The organism is Nonomuraea sp. PA05 (assembly GCF_008086045.1).
Lineage (GTDB): Bacteria > Actinomycetota > Actinomycetes > Streptosporangiales > Streptosporangiaceae > Nonomuraea > Nonomuraea monospora.
On sequence record NZ_VSEY01000049.1, the window covers coordinates 25,286 to 41,336 of the forward strand.

At 71.9% G+C, this 16,051-nt stretch carries 13 protein-coding genes; 5 read left to right on the top strand and 8 right to left on the bottom strand.

Features of this window, described 5'->3' with window-relative positions:
• Positions 1–4: 4 nt before the first annotated feature.
• On the bottom strand, positions 5–3,295 hold the full coding sequence (locus FXF51_RS50205) for a S8 family serine peptidase (RefSeq protein ID WP_148441931.1): 3,291 nt from the start codon (positions 3,293–3,295) through the stop codon (positions 5–7).
• Positions 3,296–3,386: 91 nt separating this feature from the next.
• Here FXF51_RS50205 and FXF51_RS50210 point away from each other — a divergent pair, with 91 nt between their 5' ends.
• Positions 3,387–4,391, top strand: a complete 1,005-nt coding sequence (locus FXF51_RS50210) for a TrmB family transcriptional regulator (protein ID WP_148441932.1) — start codon at positions 3,387–3,389, stop codon at positions 4,389–4,391.
• A 137-nt stretch (positions 4,392–4,528) separates the two neighbouring features.
• On the opposite strand, the gene glgA is transcribed toward FXF51_RS50210, so the two are convergent.
• Positions 4,529–5,701: a glycogen synthase gene (glgA, locus tag FXF51_RS50215; RefSeq protein WP_148441933.1), complete on the bottom strand. Its 1,173-nt coding sequence runs from the start codon at positions 5,699–5,701 to the stop codon at positions 4,529–4,531.
• Positions 5,702–5,859: 158 nt separating this feature from the next.
• Here glgA and glgC point away from each other — a divergent pair, with 158 nt between their 5' ends.
• Positions 5,860–7,095 carry a glucose-1-phosphate adenylyltransferase gene (gene glgC, locus FXF51_RS50220; RefSeq protein WP_148441934.1) on the top strand — a complete coding sequence of 412 codons (1,236 nt, stop codon included), beginning with the start codon at positions 5,860–5,862 and terminating at the stop codon, positions 7,093–7,095.
• Positions 7,096–7,195: 100 nt separating this feature from the next.
• On the opposite strand, the gene FXF51_RS50225 is transcribed toward glgC, so the two are convergent.
• Positions 7,196–7,687 (bottom strand): hypothetical protein, encoded by a 492-nt coding sequence (locus tag FXF51_RS50225; protein WP_148441935.1) that lies wholly within the window; start codon positions 7,685–7,687, stop codon positions 7,196–7,198.
• Positions 7,688–7,865: 178 nt separating this feature from the next.
• On the opposite strand from FXF51_RS50225, the gene FXF51_RS50230 reads away from it, so the two are divergent.
• Positions 7,866–8,300, top strand: a complete 435-nt coding sequence (locus FXF51_RS50230) for a nuclear transport factor 2 family protein (RefSeq protein ID WP_148441936.1) — start codon at positions 7,866–7,868, stop codon at positions 8,298–8,300.
• A 70-nt stretch (positions 8,301–8,370) separates the two neighbouring features.
• On the top strand, positions 8,371–9,849 hold the full coding sequence (locus tag FXF51_RS50235) for an Nramp family divalent metal transporter (RefSeq protein WP_148441937.1): 1,479 nt from the start codon (positions 8,371–8,373) through the stop codon (positions 9,847–9,849).
• On the opposite strand, the gene FXF51_RS50240 is transcribed toward FXF51_RS50235, so the two are convergent.
• Both FXF51_RS50240 and FXF51_RS50245 read right to left on the bottom strand, forming a co-directional pair.
• Positions 9,756–10,580: a hypothetical protein gene (locus tag FXF51_RS50240; RefSeq protein WP_148441938.1), complete on the bottom strand. Its 825-nt coding sequence runs from the start codon at positions 10,578–10,580 to the stop codon at positions 9,756–9,758. The genes FXF51_RS50235 and FXF51_RS50240 overlap by 94 nt on opposite strands.
• A 60-nt stretch (positions 10,581–10,640) precedes the next feature.
• Entirely contained in the window at positions 10,641–11,006 is a 366-nt protein-coding gene (locus FXF51_RS50245) for a hypothetical protein (protein ID WP_148441939.1), read from the bottom strand.
• Between the two features lie 159 nt (positions 11,007–11,165).
• Here FXF51_RS50245 and FXF51_RS50250 point away from each other — a divergent pair, with 159 nt between their 5' ends.
• Positions 11,166–13,004, top strand: coding sequence for a DUF2264 domain-containing protein (locus tag FXF51_RS50250; protein ID WP_148441940.1), 1,839 nt, complete (start codon positions 11,166–11,168; stop codon positions 13,002–13,004).
• Positions 13,005–13,139: 135 nt separating this feature from the next.
• Here FXF51_RS50250 and FXF51_RS50255 read toward each other — a convergent pair whose 3' ends face one another.
• From FXF51_RS50255 to FXF51_RS50265, 3 genes are all read right to left on the bottom strand, one after another.
• Positions 13,140–14,117, bottom strand: coding sequence for a sporulation protein (locus tag FXF51_RS50255; protein WP_187415012.1), 978 nt, complete (start codon positions 14,115–14,117; stop codon positions 13,140–13,142).
• Positions 14,118–14,166: 49 nt separating this feature from the next.
• The gene (locus FXF51_RS50260) at positions 14,167–14,961 is read right to left on the bottom strand and encodes an ion transporter (protein ID WP_148441941.1); all 795 of its coding nucleotides are present in this window, start codon (positions 14,959–14,961) and stop codon (positions 14,167–14,169) included.
• An 82-nt stretch (positions 14,962–15,043) separates the two neighbouring features.
• Complete coding sequence (locus FXF51_RS50265; RefSeq protein ID WP_148441942.1) at positions 15,044–15,724, bottom strand: GntR family transcriptional regulator; 681 nt, start codon at positions 15,722–15,724, stop codon at positions 15,044–15,046.
• Between the last annotated feature and the right edge of the window lie 327 nt (positions 15,725–16,051).

The window sequence follows — 16,051 nt, forward strand, 5'->3', positions numbered from 1 at the left end:
TGGCTCACTTGATCCGGTACGCCCGGAGGACGGTCTCGGTGAAGGCGTTGCCGCCGGCGTCGGCGGCCTTGACGCGCAGCGAGGCGAACTTGCCGCGCGCCCAGGCCGGGTGCCAGGTCCCGGCGGACCACTCGCCCCTGCCCGACGGGTGCACCAGCGCAGGCAGCCAGGTGCGGCCGTCGTCGTAGGAGATCTCGGCCGTCAGCGTGCGCAGCCTCAGGTCGGGCGAGCCGTCCTGGCGCTGGACGCGCAGCGGGATGCTGATGGGGCCCGCGGCGGCCTGGTTGTTCTCGTCCAGCTCAGGCTCGGCCTTGACGGCCAGCAGCGGCAGCAGTTGCCGCTCGCCCGCCGCCGGGGTCTTCGACCTGAACCGCCACTCGGCGCTGACCCGGGTGGACAGCGCGGTCATGGCCGGGTCGCGGTCCGCGGTCATGGTCAGCCGGTACTCGCTCTCCTTCCGCTCGGCGGGCACGTCGATCCAGCCGGGCAGGTAGTCGGTGGTGCTGAAGATCTCCTTGCCGTCGCGGTAGAGCTTGGCCTGCGGGGCCGTGTACGAGGTGATGGAGTGGCGGTCCAGCCTGCCGTCGTCGAACAGCGAGGTGCTGAACTGCAGCAGGTTCTCCTCGCGCCAGTTGTAGTCGCCGTCCGGGTTGAGCGCGGCCCCGAGGACGGCGCCGTTCCAGCGCTCGGTGCTCTTCTGGCCCGCCCGGTAGACGGTGGTCCGGCCGAAGAAGAACTGGTCGAGGTCGTCTATGCCCTCCGGCGGGAGCTTGTACTGGGCGAACGACGGGTACCAGCCGGTGTCGCCCGGCGTGTAGTACTCGGTCCTGCGGAACGGCAGCGGCACGTGGGCGACGTGCACGTACGGCATCCAGGCCAGCTCCGTACCGTAGAGCACGGGCAGCGCCATGTGCTCGCCGGTCTTGCCGTCCCGCTGGGCGGCGTAGGTGGAGTCGACCTGGGCGAGGTCACGGCGGCGCGGCCGGTAGCCGGGGTCGGCGGGGATGCGCGGCTCCGCCTTCATCAGGTGGTAGAAGTACGGGCTGTCGTCGTAGGTGCCGTCGCCCTTCGGCTTGGCCCACTGCGTCCACCGGTAGTAGGCGAACTTCTTGCTGGCCGTGCGGGTCGTCGGGATCGCCTTGACGCCTTCGATCCGTTCCGCGCCCCACAGGCCGGCCAGGTCCACGTCCACGCCGAGGGGCTGCTTGCCCTCGACGAGCTGCAGCATGCCCAGCATGCCGATGGCCAGCCGCGCCGTCGGCTCCTCCGTGCGCACGTCCACCGGCTTGGCGCGGCGGGCGTCGGCGGTGACGGTGCGGTCGCCGTCGAGCGTGAACTCCGGCTCGGCCGCCATCACGACAGTGCCGTCGTGGTCGGCCATCAGGATGACGACCGTGTACCGGCGGCCCTTCAGCAGCCGCAGGTCCAGGCTGCCGCTCGCGATGTCGTAGTTGGTCTGCTCGCCCGACTCGACGTCGATGACGCCGGCGAAGGCGACCTGGGCGGGCTGCCCGTCGCTGCCGGTGAAGCGCAGGCCGAGGCCCCGCTTCTCCGGCTCGACGCGCATGCCGATCCCGGTGCGTACGGTGACGTCGCCGCTCCTGGCGATGACCGTGCCGCTGAACAGGCCGATCGCGTCCGGCTTGGCCGTGACCTTGACCTCGGCGGCGCCGTGCGCGGGCACGTCCACCGCGTCGGCGCCGAGGGTGAACGGCGTGGCGCTCTGGCCGTGCCCGTCCTTGGCGACCACGCTCAGCTCCAGCCGGACGGCGGCGTCGCCGTCGTTGCGGTAGGTGAGCGTGCGCTCCTTGGGCGCGGTGTCGGGCAGTTCGACGTCCCCCATGCCGAGGGAGGCGGGCTCGGTCGTGATCCGCTGGCCGACGGCGCGGGCCACGTCCACCCGGCCTGAGCCCTGCACGTAGGCGCCCAGCTCCTCGCCGGGGGCCGTGGAGGCCATCAGCGCGGCCTTGACGCGGTCGGCCTTCCAGCCGGGGTGCAGGCCGGCCACGATGGCCGCCGCGCCCGCCACGTGCGGGGTGGCCATGGACGTGCCGCTCATCTCCGCGTACTGGTCGCCGCCCTCGGGGGCGTTCGCCCTGGCGGCGACGATGCCCACGCCGGGCGCGATCAGGTCGGGCTTGACGGCGGCGTCGCCGGGGCGCGGGCCGGTGCTGCTGAACTGGGCGACGGTGTCGGCGTCGCGGTAGGAGGCGCCGACGGACAGCGCGGCGTCGGCGCTGCTCGGGGAGCCGAGTTGCTGGGGCCCGTCGTTGCCCGAGGCGATCACGAACAGCGTGCCGTACTCGGCCGAGAGGCTGTTGACGGCCTGCTCCAGCGGGTCCACGCCGGGGGCGTCGGGGCCGCCGAGGCTGAGGTTGGCGACGCGGGCGCCGTTCTGGGCCGCCCAGGTCATGCCCGCGACGATGGCCGAGTCGGCGCAGTAGCCGTCCTGGCCGCAGACCTTGCCGATCATCAGCTTGGCGCCGGGGGCGACGCCCTTGCGCGTGCCGCCCGAGGCGGCGCCGGTGCCGGCGATCGTGGACGCGACGTGGGTGCCGTGGCCGTTCAGGTCGCGCGTATCGGGCTCGGCGGTGAAGTTCTCCGTCTTGACGACCTGGCCCTTCAGGTCCGGGTGGGCGGGGTCGTAGCCGGTGTCGAGCACCGCGACGGGCACGTCCTGGCCGGTGTGACCGGCCGCCCAGGCGGCGGGGGCGCCGATGTGCGGCACGCTCACGTCGAGGGAGACCTTGGCCTTGCCGTCGAGCCAGATCTTGGCGGGGGCGGCGGCGGTGCGGGCCCGGCCGGGCAGCGACTGCCAGAGGGCGCCGTCGCGGGGCTCCTGCCTGGCGACGCCGTTGACGGCGGGCAGCGGGCGCCCGCCCGCCGTGCGCAGCGTGGCGGCGTCGGTCCCGCCGGGGTAGGTCAGGATGAGCGGCAGCCGCGGGCTGGCGGCGTCGTCGTAGCCGAGCGCGGCGAGCCGGGTGACGTCGAAGAGCCGGGGGTCGAGCGTGCCCGCGGCCAGCAGCGGCATCGCGTCCGCGGGCACGATGCTGAGCCCGTCGGCGGACCTGCGGTGGACGAAGTGGATCTTCTCCCGGCCGGGGCCTGCGGCGACGTCGAGCTGCGTCTGCTTGTCGGGGAGCTCGCGGAGGGTGACCTTGTCGCCGGTGATGAGCGTGATCGTCTTCGCCGGTTGGAACGTGGTGGAGGGCTGGGCGGGCGCCGCCTGGGCCGGTACGGCGATCGCCGTGACGGCCAGTAACACGACGCCCAGGAGGGCCGTTCTCTGTTGCACATCCCGTTTTCTAATTGTCAGTGAATTTTGGTGACAAGGTGGTGTCTGTGGCCTATTGCGGCAACTGCCGGAAACGGCCAAGATCGATCCCGTGCAGGAAGACGGCCGCGCGCTGGAGATCGTCGGTGTCAGCGCGTTCGACGAACGGATCTACCGCGGCGTGCTCGCCTGCCCGGGCATCACCGTCCAGGAGCTGGTCATGCGCACCGGCGAGAGCGCCGGGCGCGTCCAGTCGTCGCTGAGCAGGCTGCGCGCCAAGGGCCTGGTCAGCCGCCTGTGGGGGCGCGCGCCCCGCTGGACCGCGACCAACCCCGGCACCGCCATCCGCTCGCTCGTCCGCGACATGCAGAGCGAGCTGGACCTGCTCACCGACACGGCCGACGAGCTCGAAGCCGCCTTCCGCGACGTCGGCACCGACCCCGCAGGCGGCGACCAGCTCGAGGTGCTCGCCGGGCCGGAGGAGCAGGCGCGCTGGTACGTCAGGCTGCAGCAGGAGGCCAAGGAGGAGGTGCTCACCTTCGACCGGCCACCGTACGTGCTGGACTACCACAACCCGCTGCAGACCGACCTGCTGCGCAACGGCGTGCGCTACCGCACCATCTACGTGCCCGAGGCCTTCGACCACGCCGGGGCGCTCGACGAGGTGGGCAGCCTCATCAGGGCCGGCGAGGAGGCGCGGATCCTGCCATGGCTGCCGTTCAAGATGGCGCTCGTCGACCGGTCGCGGGCCGTCATGCCGCTGCACATGGAGCCGCCCCTGACGCGCGGGGTGCTGATCAGGGGGTCCACCATGGTGGTGGCGCTGGTGGAGCTGTTCGAGCGGCTGTGGCGGGAGGCGCTGCCGGTGCGGCCCGAACTGTGGTCGCAGGGGTCGCCGGAGCTCGCCCCGGACAGCGACCCCGGCGCCGGGCTGAGCCTGGAGGACCGGCGGCTGCTGGCGTTGCTGGCCGCCGGGCTCAAGGACGATGCCATCGCCCGGCAGCTCGGGACCAGCACGCGCAGTCTGCGGCGGCGGCTGCGGCATCTGCTCGACGAGCTGAACGCCGAGACGCGCTTCCAGGCGGGGGCCCAGGCCAGCCGCCGCGGCCTCGTCTGAGTCCGGCGAGCCGCCGGTCGTCAGGCGCCCGGGGAGGCGGGCGTCCTGGCGCCCAGGGAGGCGGGTGTCAGGCGCCCGGGGAGGCGGGCGTCCTGGCGCCCGGGGAGGCGGGTGTCAGGCGCCCGGGGAGGCGGGTGTCAGGCGCCCAGGGAGGCGTACAGCTCCAGGGTGCGCTCGGCGATGCGCGTCCAGGAGAAGTGCTCGATGGCGCGCGCCCGCCCCGCCTCCCCCATGGCCCGCGCCCGCGCCGGGTCGCCCAGCAGGGCGTTGACCCGCTCGGCCAGGTCGGCGGCGAAGCGCTCAGGGTCGTGCGGAGTGCCGTCGGCGGCCTGCGAGACGGGCACCAGCAGCCCGGTGGCGCCGTCGGCGACCACCTCGGGGATGCCGCCCGTCGCCGTGGCCACGACCGCGGTCTCGCAGGCCATCGCCTCCAGGTTGACGATGCCCATCGGCTCGTAGACCGACGGGCAGACGAACACGGTGGCGTGCGTCAGGAGCTGGATCACCTCGGGCTTGGGCAGCATCTCCTGGATCCAGAACACGCCGTCGCGGTCGAGCCCGCGCACCAGCTCGCTCACCTCGGCGGCGATCTCCGGCGTGTCGGGCGCGCCCGCGCAGAGCACGAGCTGCGCGGCCGGGTCGAAGGAGCGCGCCGCGTGCAGGAGGTGGACCAGGCCCTTCTGGCGGGTGATGCGGCCGACGAACACGACGTACGGGCGGCCCGGGTCCACGCCGTGCTTGGTCAGCACATCGGTGGCCGGGTCGGGGGTGTACTGGGCGGTGTCGATGCCGTTGTGGATGACGGTGACCTTCTCCGGCGGGATCTCCGGGTAGGCGGCCAGGACATCGGCGCGCATGCCGTCCGAGACGGCCACGACCGCGTCGGCGGCGGCCAGGGCCGTGCGCTCGGCCCAGGACGAGATCGTGTAGCCGCCGCCGAGCTGCTCGGCCTTCCACGGGCGCAGCGGCTCCAGGCTGTGCGTGGTGATCACGTGGGGCGTGCCGTGCAGCAGCTTGGCGACGTGGCCGGCGAAGTTGGCGTACCACGTGTGGGAGTGCACGACGTCGGCGCCCTCGCAGGCGGCGGCCATCTCCAGGTCGACGCCGAGCGTCTGCAGCGCGGCGTTGGCGCCCGTCAGCCCGGCCGGCACGCGGTAGGCGGAGACGCCGGGCTCGGCGCGGTCGGCGCCGAAGCAGCGCACGCGTACGTCGGCCAGCTTCCGCAGCTCCCTGGCGAGGTACTCCATGTGCACCCCGGCCCCGCCGTAGACCTCGGGCGGATACTCCCGGCTGAGCAGATCAACACGCATGAGACGACCTTAAGGGGGGTCTAGGCAAGAAAAACACATCGACAAGCCCAAGCTCGGCAAGCCCGCTTCGTACATTGGACGCCAAAACCGGACAAGATTGGAGCTTGCCGGGCGGGGTTTCGTCGATAGATCGGCCATTTGAGGGTAGCGTCCTGGACATGAGGTCCCGGAGGGTGCTTGCGGTCGTGCTGGCAGGTGGAGAGGGCAAGAGGCTCATGCCGCTCACGGCGGATCGGGCCAAACCGGCGGTGCCGTTCGGCGGGATGTACCGGCTCATCGATTTCGTGCTGTCCAACCTCGCCAACGGCGGCTTCCTGAAGATCGTCGTGTTGACGCAGTACAAGAATCACAGTCTCGACCGGCATGTCTCGCGGACCTGGCGGTTGTCGGCGATGCTGGGCAACTACGTCACGCCGGTGCCCGCGCAGCAGCGGCTCGGGCCGCGCTGGTTCTCCGGCTCCGCCGACGCGTTGTTCCAGAACCTGAATCTGATCTACGACGAGATGCCCGAGCACGTGATCGTGTTCGGCGCCGACCACATCTACCGGATGGATCCCCGGCAGATGGTCGAGCAGCACGAGGACTCGGGCGCCGACGTGACGGTGGCCGCCATCCGGCAGCCGCTGTCGCTGGCCGACCAGTTCGGCGTGATCGAGACCGATCCCGAGGGCCGCAGGATCGTGGCCTTCAGGGAGAAGCCGAAGGACGCGGTGGGGCTGGCCGACTCCCCCGACGAGGTGTACGCCTCGATGGGCAACTACGTGTTCAAGACGCAGTCGATGATCGACGCGCTGCGCGAGGACGCGCTCGACCCGACCAGCAAGCACGACCTGGGCGGCAACATCATCCCGATGCTGGTCAAGTCGGGCGGCGCCGACGTGTACGACTTCGCCAACAACCTGGTGCCCGGCTCCAGCGAACGCGACCGCGGCTACTGGCGCGACGTGGGGACGCTGGACGCGTACTACGAGGCCCATATGGACCTCATCTCGGCGCACCCGATCTTCAACCTGTACAACGACAAGTGGCCGATCTTCACCGGGCACGACCCGCTGCCGCCGGCCAAGTTCGTGCACAACGACGGCGACCGGGTGGGGCGGGCGATCGACTCGCTGGTGTCGCCCGGCGTGATCGTCTCCGGCGGCACGGCGATCAGGTCGATCCTGTCGCCCAAGGTGGTGCTCCACTCGCACTCGCTGGTGGAGGACTCCGTGCTGATGGAGAACGTCAAGGTCGGGCGGGGCGCGATCGTGCGCAAGGCGATCATCGACAAGAACGTGGTGATCCCGGACGGGGCGCGGATCGGCTTCGACCTCGACTACGACCGGACGCGGTTCGCGCTGACCAGGGGCGGGGTCGTGGTGATCGGGAAGAACGAGATCGTCGATCGGTGAGCGGGGCGGCCGCCCCCCGGCCGCGCCCTCGCTGGGGCAATGACAAGGTCCCGGGTCACGTGACGTGCCCCGGGACCACGCCGGACTGACCGGCCTGTGCTCAGAAGCGGTAAGGCGAGGCGGGCCAGCCGTAGCCGCGCGAGCCCCACGTGCCGCGAAGGCCCCAGCCGCGACTGCCCGGCGAGGCCCAGTTGGTGCTGTAGCCGTGGCCCTGGTTACCCCAGGTGCCGTTGTCGCCGTTACCCCAGTTGTTAACGCCCCAGTTGCCGGCGCCCCAGTTGTTGCCGCCGTTGCCCCAGTTGCCGCCGTTGTCCCAGTTGTTGCCGTTGTCCCAGCCGTTGCCGTGGCCGTGGCCGTTGCCCCAGTTGGAACCGTTGTCCCACTTGTCGTGGGCCGTGCCGTGGTCGCTCTCGCACGCGTCGGCCTCACGCTGACCCGCGAAGACGCCCCAGACGTCGATGCCCACCGAGCGCGAGGCGTCGGACAGGCTCAGGTTGCAGTACGACGGCACGGCGGCGGCCGGACCGGCCAGCGCGACGAGTGCAGCGGCCGTGGCGAGCGCGCCACCTGCCGCTATGAGCGTACGTTTCATGATCTCTCCCTGTAGTCACGATGTGACATCGGTTCCTCACTGTACGTAGCTGGCCCCGGAACGCCGTGTAACGCCACGCCCGGAACCGTCTCGTCGGTTTGTGGCCACCTGCGCCATAGCCGCCGGTTATGACGACAGGTCTTGGACGGGATGGCCGACGCCGCCGCAAGATCGGGACATGCGAATCCTCCTCGGCGTGACGCTCCTTCTTTTCCTGGTCGTGAGCTGCGGCAGCCCGGCCGCGGCCCCGCCCTCCCCCACGGTCTCGGTCCCGGGCACCGCGGGGCCCATCGCGGGGGTGGATCGGGCGGCGCAGGCGTACGTGGACGCGGTCAACGCCGGCGACCTGGACGCCCTGGTCGCCTCCTTCGCCCCGGGCGCCGAGATCGTCGACGTCAGCCGGAGCATCAAGGGGCACGACGCGATCAGGCGGTGGGCGGACACCGAGGTGATCGGCGGGACGTTGCGGGTGCTGTCGATCGCCGGTCGCAGGGCAGACGGGCAGAAGCTGCTCGTTCACTGGGCTCCCGGCGGATCCGGCGGCTGGCGGGCGCACTACGACTTCACCGTCGGGAACGGGCGCATCGTCAAGGCCGATCTCCAGTACGCCTGACACAACCCGCTTTTGGGTCTTGCTGCCTCCGCCCTTCGGGATCACCCTGGGGGCCACAGGAGGCACTGACATGTCGCACCCACTCGGAGTCAGCCGTCCCGATCTCGAAGTCACCGACCTGCCCACCCCGGAAGAAGTCTTCAAGGTTCGAAGAATCGGCTTCAAGGAACTGTTCAAGTACGCCGTCGGTCCGAGCCTGATCGCCCTGGGCATCTCGATCGGCAGCGGCGAGTGGCTGCTGGGCCCCCTCAACGTGGGGCAGTACGGATTCGTCGGCGTCGGCTGGGTCATCCTGGTCTCGGCGCTGCTGCAGACGTTCTACAACGTCGAGTGCTCCCGCTACGTCCTGGCCACCGGCGAGACCCCCGTGGTCGGCTGGGGGCGGGTGCCGCCCGGCTGGATGTTGTGGGTGCCGCTGTCCGTCCTCATCGTCATCTTCGCGTTCATCGCGGGCGGCTGGGCCGCCTCGGCGGGGCAGGGCGTGTACGCGCTGGTGCACGGCGTCCCGCCGGCCGCCGACGACGCCGAGCCGCGTTTCTGGGCCATCGGCCTGCTCGTGCTGGTGTTCCTCATCACCGCCGCCGCCCGCCGCATCAGCCGCGCGCTGGAGCTGGCCAACTGGGTCATGGTCAGCACGATCCTGGTCGCCCTGCTGGCCGTGGACCTGCTCGTCGTCCCGTTCAGCATGTGGTGGGAGGGCATCCGCGGCTTCATCACCCCGGCCGCGCCGCCCGCCGGAATCACCGCCACCCAGCTCGGCGGCCTGGCCGGGTTCACCGCCCTCGCCTCCGGCCTGAACTGGTACGTGATGGGCCACTACCGCGACAAGGGTTACGGCATGGGGCACCGCGTCGGCTTCATCTCCGGGCTGCGCGGCGAGCGGCGCGCGATCCTGGCCAGCGGCGTCACCTTCCCCGACGACGAGCGCAACCGCGGCCTGTGGCGGCGCTGGTACCGGCTGCTCATGGTGGACATGTGGGGTGTGTTCTTCGTCGGCGCCATCCTCGGCATGCTGCTGCCCACGCTCCTCATGTCGCAGGCGGTCGCCTTGTCGGGCGAGAAGCCCACGCGGGCGAACGTGCCCACGTTCGTCGCCAGCGTCCTCGGCGACCAGTACGGCCAGGTGGCCTTCTACGTCGCGCTCGTGGTCGGGGTGCTGATCCTGTTCTCCACCCAGCTCGGCATCTTCGAGGCCATGGTCCGGGTGACGACCGACGCCGCCAACGCCACCAGCCCGCGCCTGCGCCGGCTCATCGAGGGCGACCCGCGCCGCTTCTACTACCCGTTCATGCTCCTGCTGCTCGTCATCATCTCGATCGTGATCTTCCAGTCGCTGCCCGTGGGGCTGGTCGAATGGTCGGCGAACATGTCGAACCTAGGGGCGCTGATCTACCCGTTCCTGCTCATGTACCTGAACAGCAAGCTGCCGCGCCCGGCTCGCCCGCGGCCCTGGCACTACGTGATCCTGGTGCTGAACTTCCTGTTCTTCGGGTTCTTCTTCGTCAACTTCATCGCCGACTTCCTGGGGGATCCGCTGGTCACCTTCTGACCGGCCGCCCAGAGCGTGATCGCGGCGTTCACCCTGCCCGCGGCGGGGTCGGCGAAGATGACGTACGCGAGGTCGGAGGCGTGGGTCAGGATGCACAGGCGCTGGTGCGGCCTGGCCCGCCTCTCCCCGGCGGTGACGCCCTCCACGGGCGGGCTGCTGCGGCACTGCTCGCGGGAGGTGACGACCAGGGTGCGGTTCTGGTCGACGTAGACGCCGTCGCGGGCCAGGACCAGGTCCGCGTCGCCCGCCTCGGCGGGGGCGGGGCCGTCGGGGGTGAGTTTCCACAGGTCCATGGCGTTGCCGGCGGCCGGGACGGGGAAGGACGCGACGTCGTCGTAGGCAAGGGAGCTCGCGGGCGTCGCCGTGCCGTCCGCCGGGGAGGTCGCGGTCGGCGGCGTCACGGGGCTGGCCGCCGCAGGACCTGCGGGATTGGGCTCCCGGATCGTGAACAGCCGGAACGTGAGCACGCTCGCGGCCACCAGCGTTGCGGTCATGGCCACGGGGAGCAGCACCCGGCCGAGCGACAGCGTCCACCGTGCCCGCGCGGGCTCGGCGGCGGGAAGCGGCTCCGGCGTGGGGGGTGGCAGGCCGAGGAGGGCGATCCAGTAGCGCTGCCACAGGCTGAGGTCGCGGCGCACCCGCAGGTCGCCCAGCTCGTACGGCCTGCTGTCGATGAGCGCGTCCCAGTACCGTCGCGCCAGCGTGCGCTCCCCGCGCCGGGCACCGCTCACGGCGTCACCTCCCGCGCCCGGGCACCGCTCACGGCGTCACCTCCCGCGCCCGGGCACCGCTCACGGCGCGACCTCCCGGGCCTGCTCCGCCGGAGCGTCAGGGATCTGACGCAACGAGCGCAGGGTCCCGACCTGGCGCAGCAGCGCGGGCGCGGAGGCCCCGACCGCGATGGCCGCCATCGTGCCGGTGATCTGGTCCTTGAACAGCAGGCACGCCGCCGCCCCCAGCGCCAGCCGGGTCGCGGCCACGAGCGAGTCCGCGACCGGATCGAGGTACTCGTCCAGCCGCGGCAGCTTGCCGCCCTTCCGTTTCGACCTGGCCTTCCTGCGAGCCTGCTGCCAAGCCGTCAGCGAGCTCCACACGTACAGAATCTCGATGACCGCTCCCCCGACGGCCCCCAGACCCGCGGCCGTCAGTGCGTCCATGACTCCGCCCCCGTTCCGGGCTATGGGGCCCAGCATGCTCGGGCAGGTCGCGGGCGGGCGAGCACCCGATGGTCAGGTAGTGCTCACCCGCGAGGTGGACGAATGTGTCCGCCCCGGCGCCGCTTGTGGGAGACGGCCCCGGCGTGGTTCCTTGGCTGAGTGATCTCCCCCTACACGGGCTGGACCAGGGAGCACTGGGCCGGGCTGGCCGACCGCCTGCTGCTGTCGGCCCGCCGCCACGCCTCCCCCTCCCACGCCCGCATCAGCTTCCCCGGCGAGCCCGGCGGCTACGGCCCCGACGTGGACGCCCTGGAGGGTTTCGCGCGGACGTTCCTCGCGGCCGGGTTCCGGGTCGCGGGCGAGGGCGGGCGCGACCCGCTGAACCTGATGGAGTGGTACGCGCTGGGCATCGCGGCCGGCACCGACCCGCACCACCCCGACCGCTGGGTCCGGCTGGACGAGCACGGCCAGGCCAAGGTGGAGGCCGCCTCCCTCGCGCTGGTCCTGCACCTGACGAGGCCGTGGCTGTGGGACCGGCTGTCGTCGACGGTGCGCGAGCAGGTGGTGGACTACCTGGCGCCGGCGGTCGGGTCCGGCTACCCGCCGATCAACTGGGTGTGGTTCCAGATCGTCGTGGAGCAGTTCCTGGCCTCGGTCGGCGGCCCGTACGAGCAGGAGGACATCGACGCCGGCCTGGCGCTGTCGGAGAGCTTCGAACGCGCGGACGGCTGGTACGCCGACGGCTCGGAACGCGCCTACGACCACTACGCCGGCTGGGCGCTGCACTTCTACCCGCCGCTGTGGCGCGAGATGGCGGGCCTGCCGCCCGACCCCCGCCACCTGGCACGGCTCGAACGGTTCCTCGACGACGCCGTGCACCTGGTCGGCGCCGACGGCTCGCCGCTGATCCAGGGCCGCAGCCTCGCCTACCGCTTCGCCGCCGCCACGCCGTTCTGGGTGGGCGCCAGGGCCGGGGTCGGCTCGCCGGGGCTGCTGCGCAGGGCCGCGTCCGGCATCGTGCGGCACTTCGCCGGGCACGGCGCGCCCGGCGAGGACGGGCTGCTCACGCTGGGCTGGCACGGCCCCTACCGGGCGATCGCGCAGGACTACTCCGGCCCCGGCTCGCCGTACTGGGCCGCCAAGGGCCTGTACGGGCTGGCGTTGCCTGCCGACCATCCGGTGTGGACGGCCGTGGAGGAGCCGCTGCCGGTGGAGCGGGGCGACTTCACGCGGGTCGTGCGGGCTCCCGGGTGGCTGGTGAGCGGCACGCGGGCGGACGGAGTGGTGCGCGTCGTCAACCACGGCACCGACCATTCGTATCCTGGCTCGGACCTGGCCGACGCGCCGCTGTACGCGCGGCTGGGGTACTCGACGGCCACGTTCCCGCTGCTCGCGGGTGATCCGCTGGACCAGTCGGTGGTGGTGCTGGACGAGGAGGGGCGGGCCAGCCACAGGACCGGTTTCACTGCGGGGGCCCTGGACGCGCTGCCGTCGGGCACGGTGGTGGGGTCGTCGCGCTGGCGGGCGCACTGGGGGGAGCAGGGGCCCGGACCTGATCACGGCTATTCCAGGGCGGGCGCGGAGATGCGGCACGGGCCGGAGGTGGAGGTCGTGTCGCTCGTGCGGGGGGCCTGGGAGGTGCGGCTGGCCCGGGTGGACGGGCGGGCGCGGGGGCTGCGGGTGGGCGGCTGGCCCGCGCCCGAGGGCGGCCCCGCCACGCGGGTGATCGGGGGGCCCGGGCTGAGCGCGTCCGGCACGCGGGTGATCGGCGAGGCCGGGTTGAGCGCGTCCGGTGTGGAGGTGGCGGGAACGCCGCTGGGTGAGCGCACGCTGGTTCCGTGGTGCGCGACGCCCGGGGAGGTGAGACCCGGGCGCTGGTACGCCGCCGCGCTGCTGCTGGGCGACGGCGGGGAGCCGCCCGCGATCGACGGCGGGAAGATCACCTGGCCGGACGGGACGATCGACGACTTCACGACGATCCCGGTCCTGCCGGAGTGAAACCCGGCTTCCCGGCCACGGACGGTCCCGTGGCCGGGAAGCCGGGCCCGTGACCTGGAGATCGGGGCCGTGGCCGGAAGCTGGCTCGCGGCCCTGAAGCCAGGTCAGTGGCCGGGAAGCCGGGTCAGCGGCGCGTCACCAGTCGCCGCCCTCGTCATCCCCCTCGAAGAACTCCTCCACGACCTCCTCGACGACCTCACCGGCCACGAGCCCGCCGACCACACCGGCGGCCCCGGCGGCGACCACCATGCCCATGCCGGCCCCGCCGTGGTGCCCGCCGTGGTGCCCGCCGTGGTGCCCGTGATGGCCGTCGTGGTGGCCGCCGCCGAAGGGCGCGTGCCCGCCGTACTGGGACAGGCTGTCGAGCCACCGCCCCAGCTCCCCCGCCCAGTCCGTACGCAGCGCGTCCTCATGGCTGACGTGGAAGCGGCCGATGGCGTCGCCGGAGGAGTACCGGCCGGTGCGCTTGTCGGCCTCCAGCACCACCTGCAGCCCGGCCGGGTCGGCGACGAAGGTGACCTCGATCTCGCCCACGCGGCCCGCGTGGTGCCCGGTCGGGTAGAACTCGATCTCCTGGTAGAAGGGCAGCTCCTGCCGCACCCCGTACAGGTGTCCTGCCTCCAGGTCGGCGGACTTGAAGGCGAAGCCGAGCTGCAGGAACGACTCCAGGATGCGGAGCTGGGAGGGCAGCGGCTCGACGGCCACCATGTCGAGGTCGCCCTTGTCGACGGCCTTGGCGATGGCCAGTTCGGTGCGTACGCCGACGGCCATGCCCCGCAGCGGCTGCCCGGCGATCTCGCTGATCGGGGTCTCCCACGGGACGGAGATCTGGAAGACGACGGTGCGGTCCTCGCCCTTGCGCAGGGTGAAGGGGCCGGAGACGCGGACGCTGCCGAACTCGCTGAGCCCGGCGCTCTCGCCGCCCCCGTGCTCGATCTCCACCCGCGCGACCAGGCCGAGGGTGATGTGCTCGATCTCGGCGTCGAAGTCGCCGCCCTTGAGCCGCACCTCTCCCTCCAGCGTGCCGCCCGGCCGGGTACGCGGTGCGGACAGCACGGTGTCCACCGTCGGCGCGCCCACCCCGAGCGCACCCAGCATCCTCTTGAAGACCACGGCTGTTGTTCTCCCTGTCGGCCGAAGATCGGAACGTGTGACGCCCGCGTCAACGATCGGCCGCGGGGCGGAGTTCCTCCTGGCGCTCACGCATCAGGAGCTGGTCCAGCTTGGCGTTCACGGCGGCCAGTTCCTCCTTGACCGCGGCGAGCTCGGAGGGGGTCTCGCCCTCCTCGTTCATGGCGTTGACGACGACCGCGATGAACAAGTTCAGCGCCACGAACGTGGACATGAGGATGTAGACGATGAAGAAGATCCACGCCCACGGCTTCTGCTCCATGACCTCCTGGGCGACGTTGCCCCAGTCGTCGCCGGTCATGATCTGGAACAGCGTGAACAGTGAGCGGGGCAGCTCGTCGAAGCGTTCCGGCACGATGTCGCCGAAGAGCTTGGTGGCGATGACGGCCGCGATGTAGATCATCAGCACCAGCAGGCCGATGATGGAGGCCATGCCGGGCACCGCGGCGAGCAGCGCGCCGACCACGCGGCGCATGCTGGGCACGGCCGAGACCAGCCGCAGCGCCCGCAGGATGCGCAGGGCGCGCAGCACGGACGTGGGGCCGGACGACGGGACGAGCGCGACGGCGACGATGATGGTGTCGAACCAGTTCCACGGGTCCTTGAAGAACGCCTTGCGGTAGGCGTAGAGGCGGGCGGCCAGCTCCACCGTGAAGACGGCCAGCGCGACCCGGTCGATGGCGTGCAGCAGGCCGCCGGCCCGCGCCATCAGGTAGACGCTGGTCTCGCAGCCGATGGTGATCGCGTTGACGACGATGACCAGGATGACCGCCCGCTGCGCGTGACGGCTCTCCAGGACGGCCCGGACGCGTTCCTGCCCTGACAACGTGCTCCCTTCCGATGATCGTTGATCATCGTAGGGACGCGCACGGGCCCGGCTCCGGTCAAAGGTCAGGCTGAGACGCGGATCACAGGCCGCCGCTGCGCCTGACGCGTTCGACGAACCCGCACACGTGCGCCCGCAGCAACTCCGCGGCCTCGGCGGCGGAGCCCGCCTGGGCGGCCCGCAGGATCTCGCGGTGCTCTTCGGCCTCGGCCTCCCAGGTGGGGACGCGTTCCCAGGCCGCCGCCGAGATGAGCGCGGTCTGGTCGCGCAGCGAGTCGAGGGTGCTGACGAGCAGCGGGTTGCCGCAGCCGGCGTACAGGGCGCGGTGGAAGTCGCGGTTGGCCAGGCTGCGGTCGGCCCGGTCCGAGGCGGAGTCGGCGGCGGTGTCGGCGCGGCGCAGCGCCTCGGCGGCCGGGGCCAGGTCGGCGCCGCGCTCGACGGTGCGGCTGACCGCCTCGGGCTCCAGCAGCAGGCGCAGGTCGTAGACCCACTCCATCAGCGCGTCGTCCACGGTGCGGACGGTGGCGCCCTTGTACTCGCTCATCGTCACCAGCCCCGCGCCCGCGAGCGTCTTGAGCGCCTCGCGCACGGGGGTCTTGGAGACGCCGAGCTGCTGGGCGAGCTCGGTCTCGACGAGCTGGCGGCCGGGCGGGAGCGCGCCGGTCAGGATCGCGTGCTTGATCGCCTCCAGGACGACCGTGCCGCGCGAGGACAGCGACCTGGGCTGCCCGGAGAAGACCGGGGACGCCATGACCTCACTCATGAGATGAAAGATATCGTACATCGCATCTCGTATATGACCGCTCTTTGGGTTACAGTCGCGTGAATTAGGACTTGAAGAAACCTCACCGACAGGAGACCCGAAACCCGGCCGTCCGGTGTGGCCCGCGGACACGGACCACACCGGCAAAGACGGCTCCGTTCACTCGGACACCCGGACCGGACGGATCCCCGCCCGGACGCCGTTGGCGCGGCGACCGGCGGGCTCGCGAGCCGGCGGTCCGCCGTGGCCACTGCACTGACCTGCAGCCTGGAGCTCGAATGCAGTCTAACTCCGCAACACCCGCCCCGGCCGTGCCCGCGACAGCGC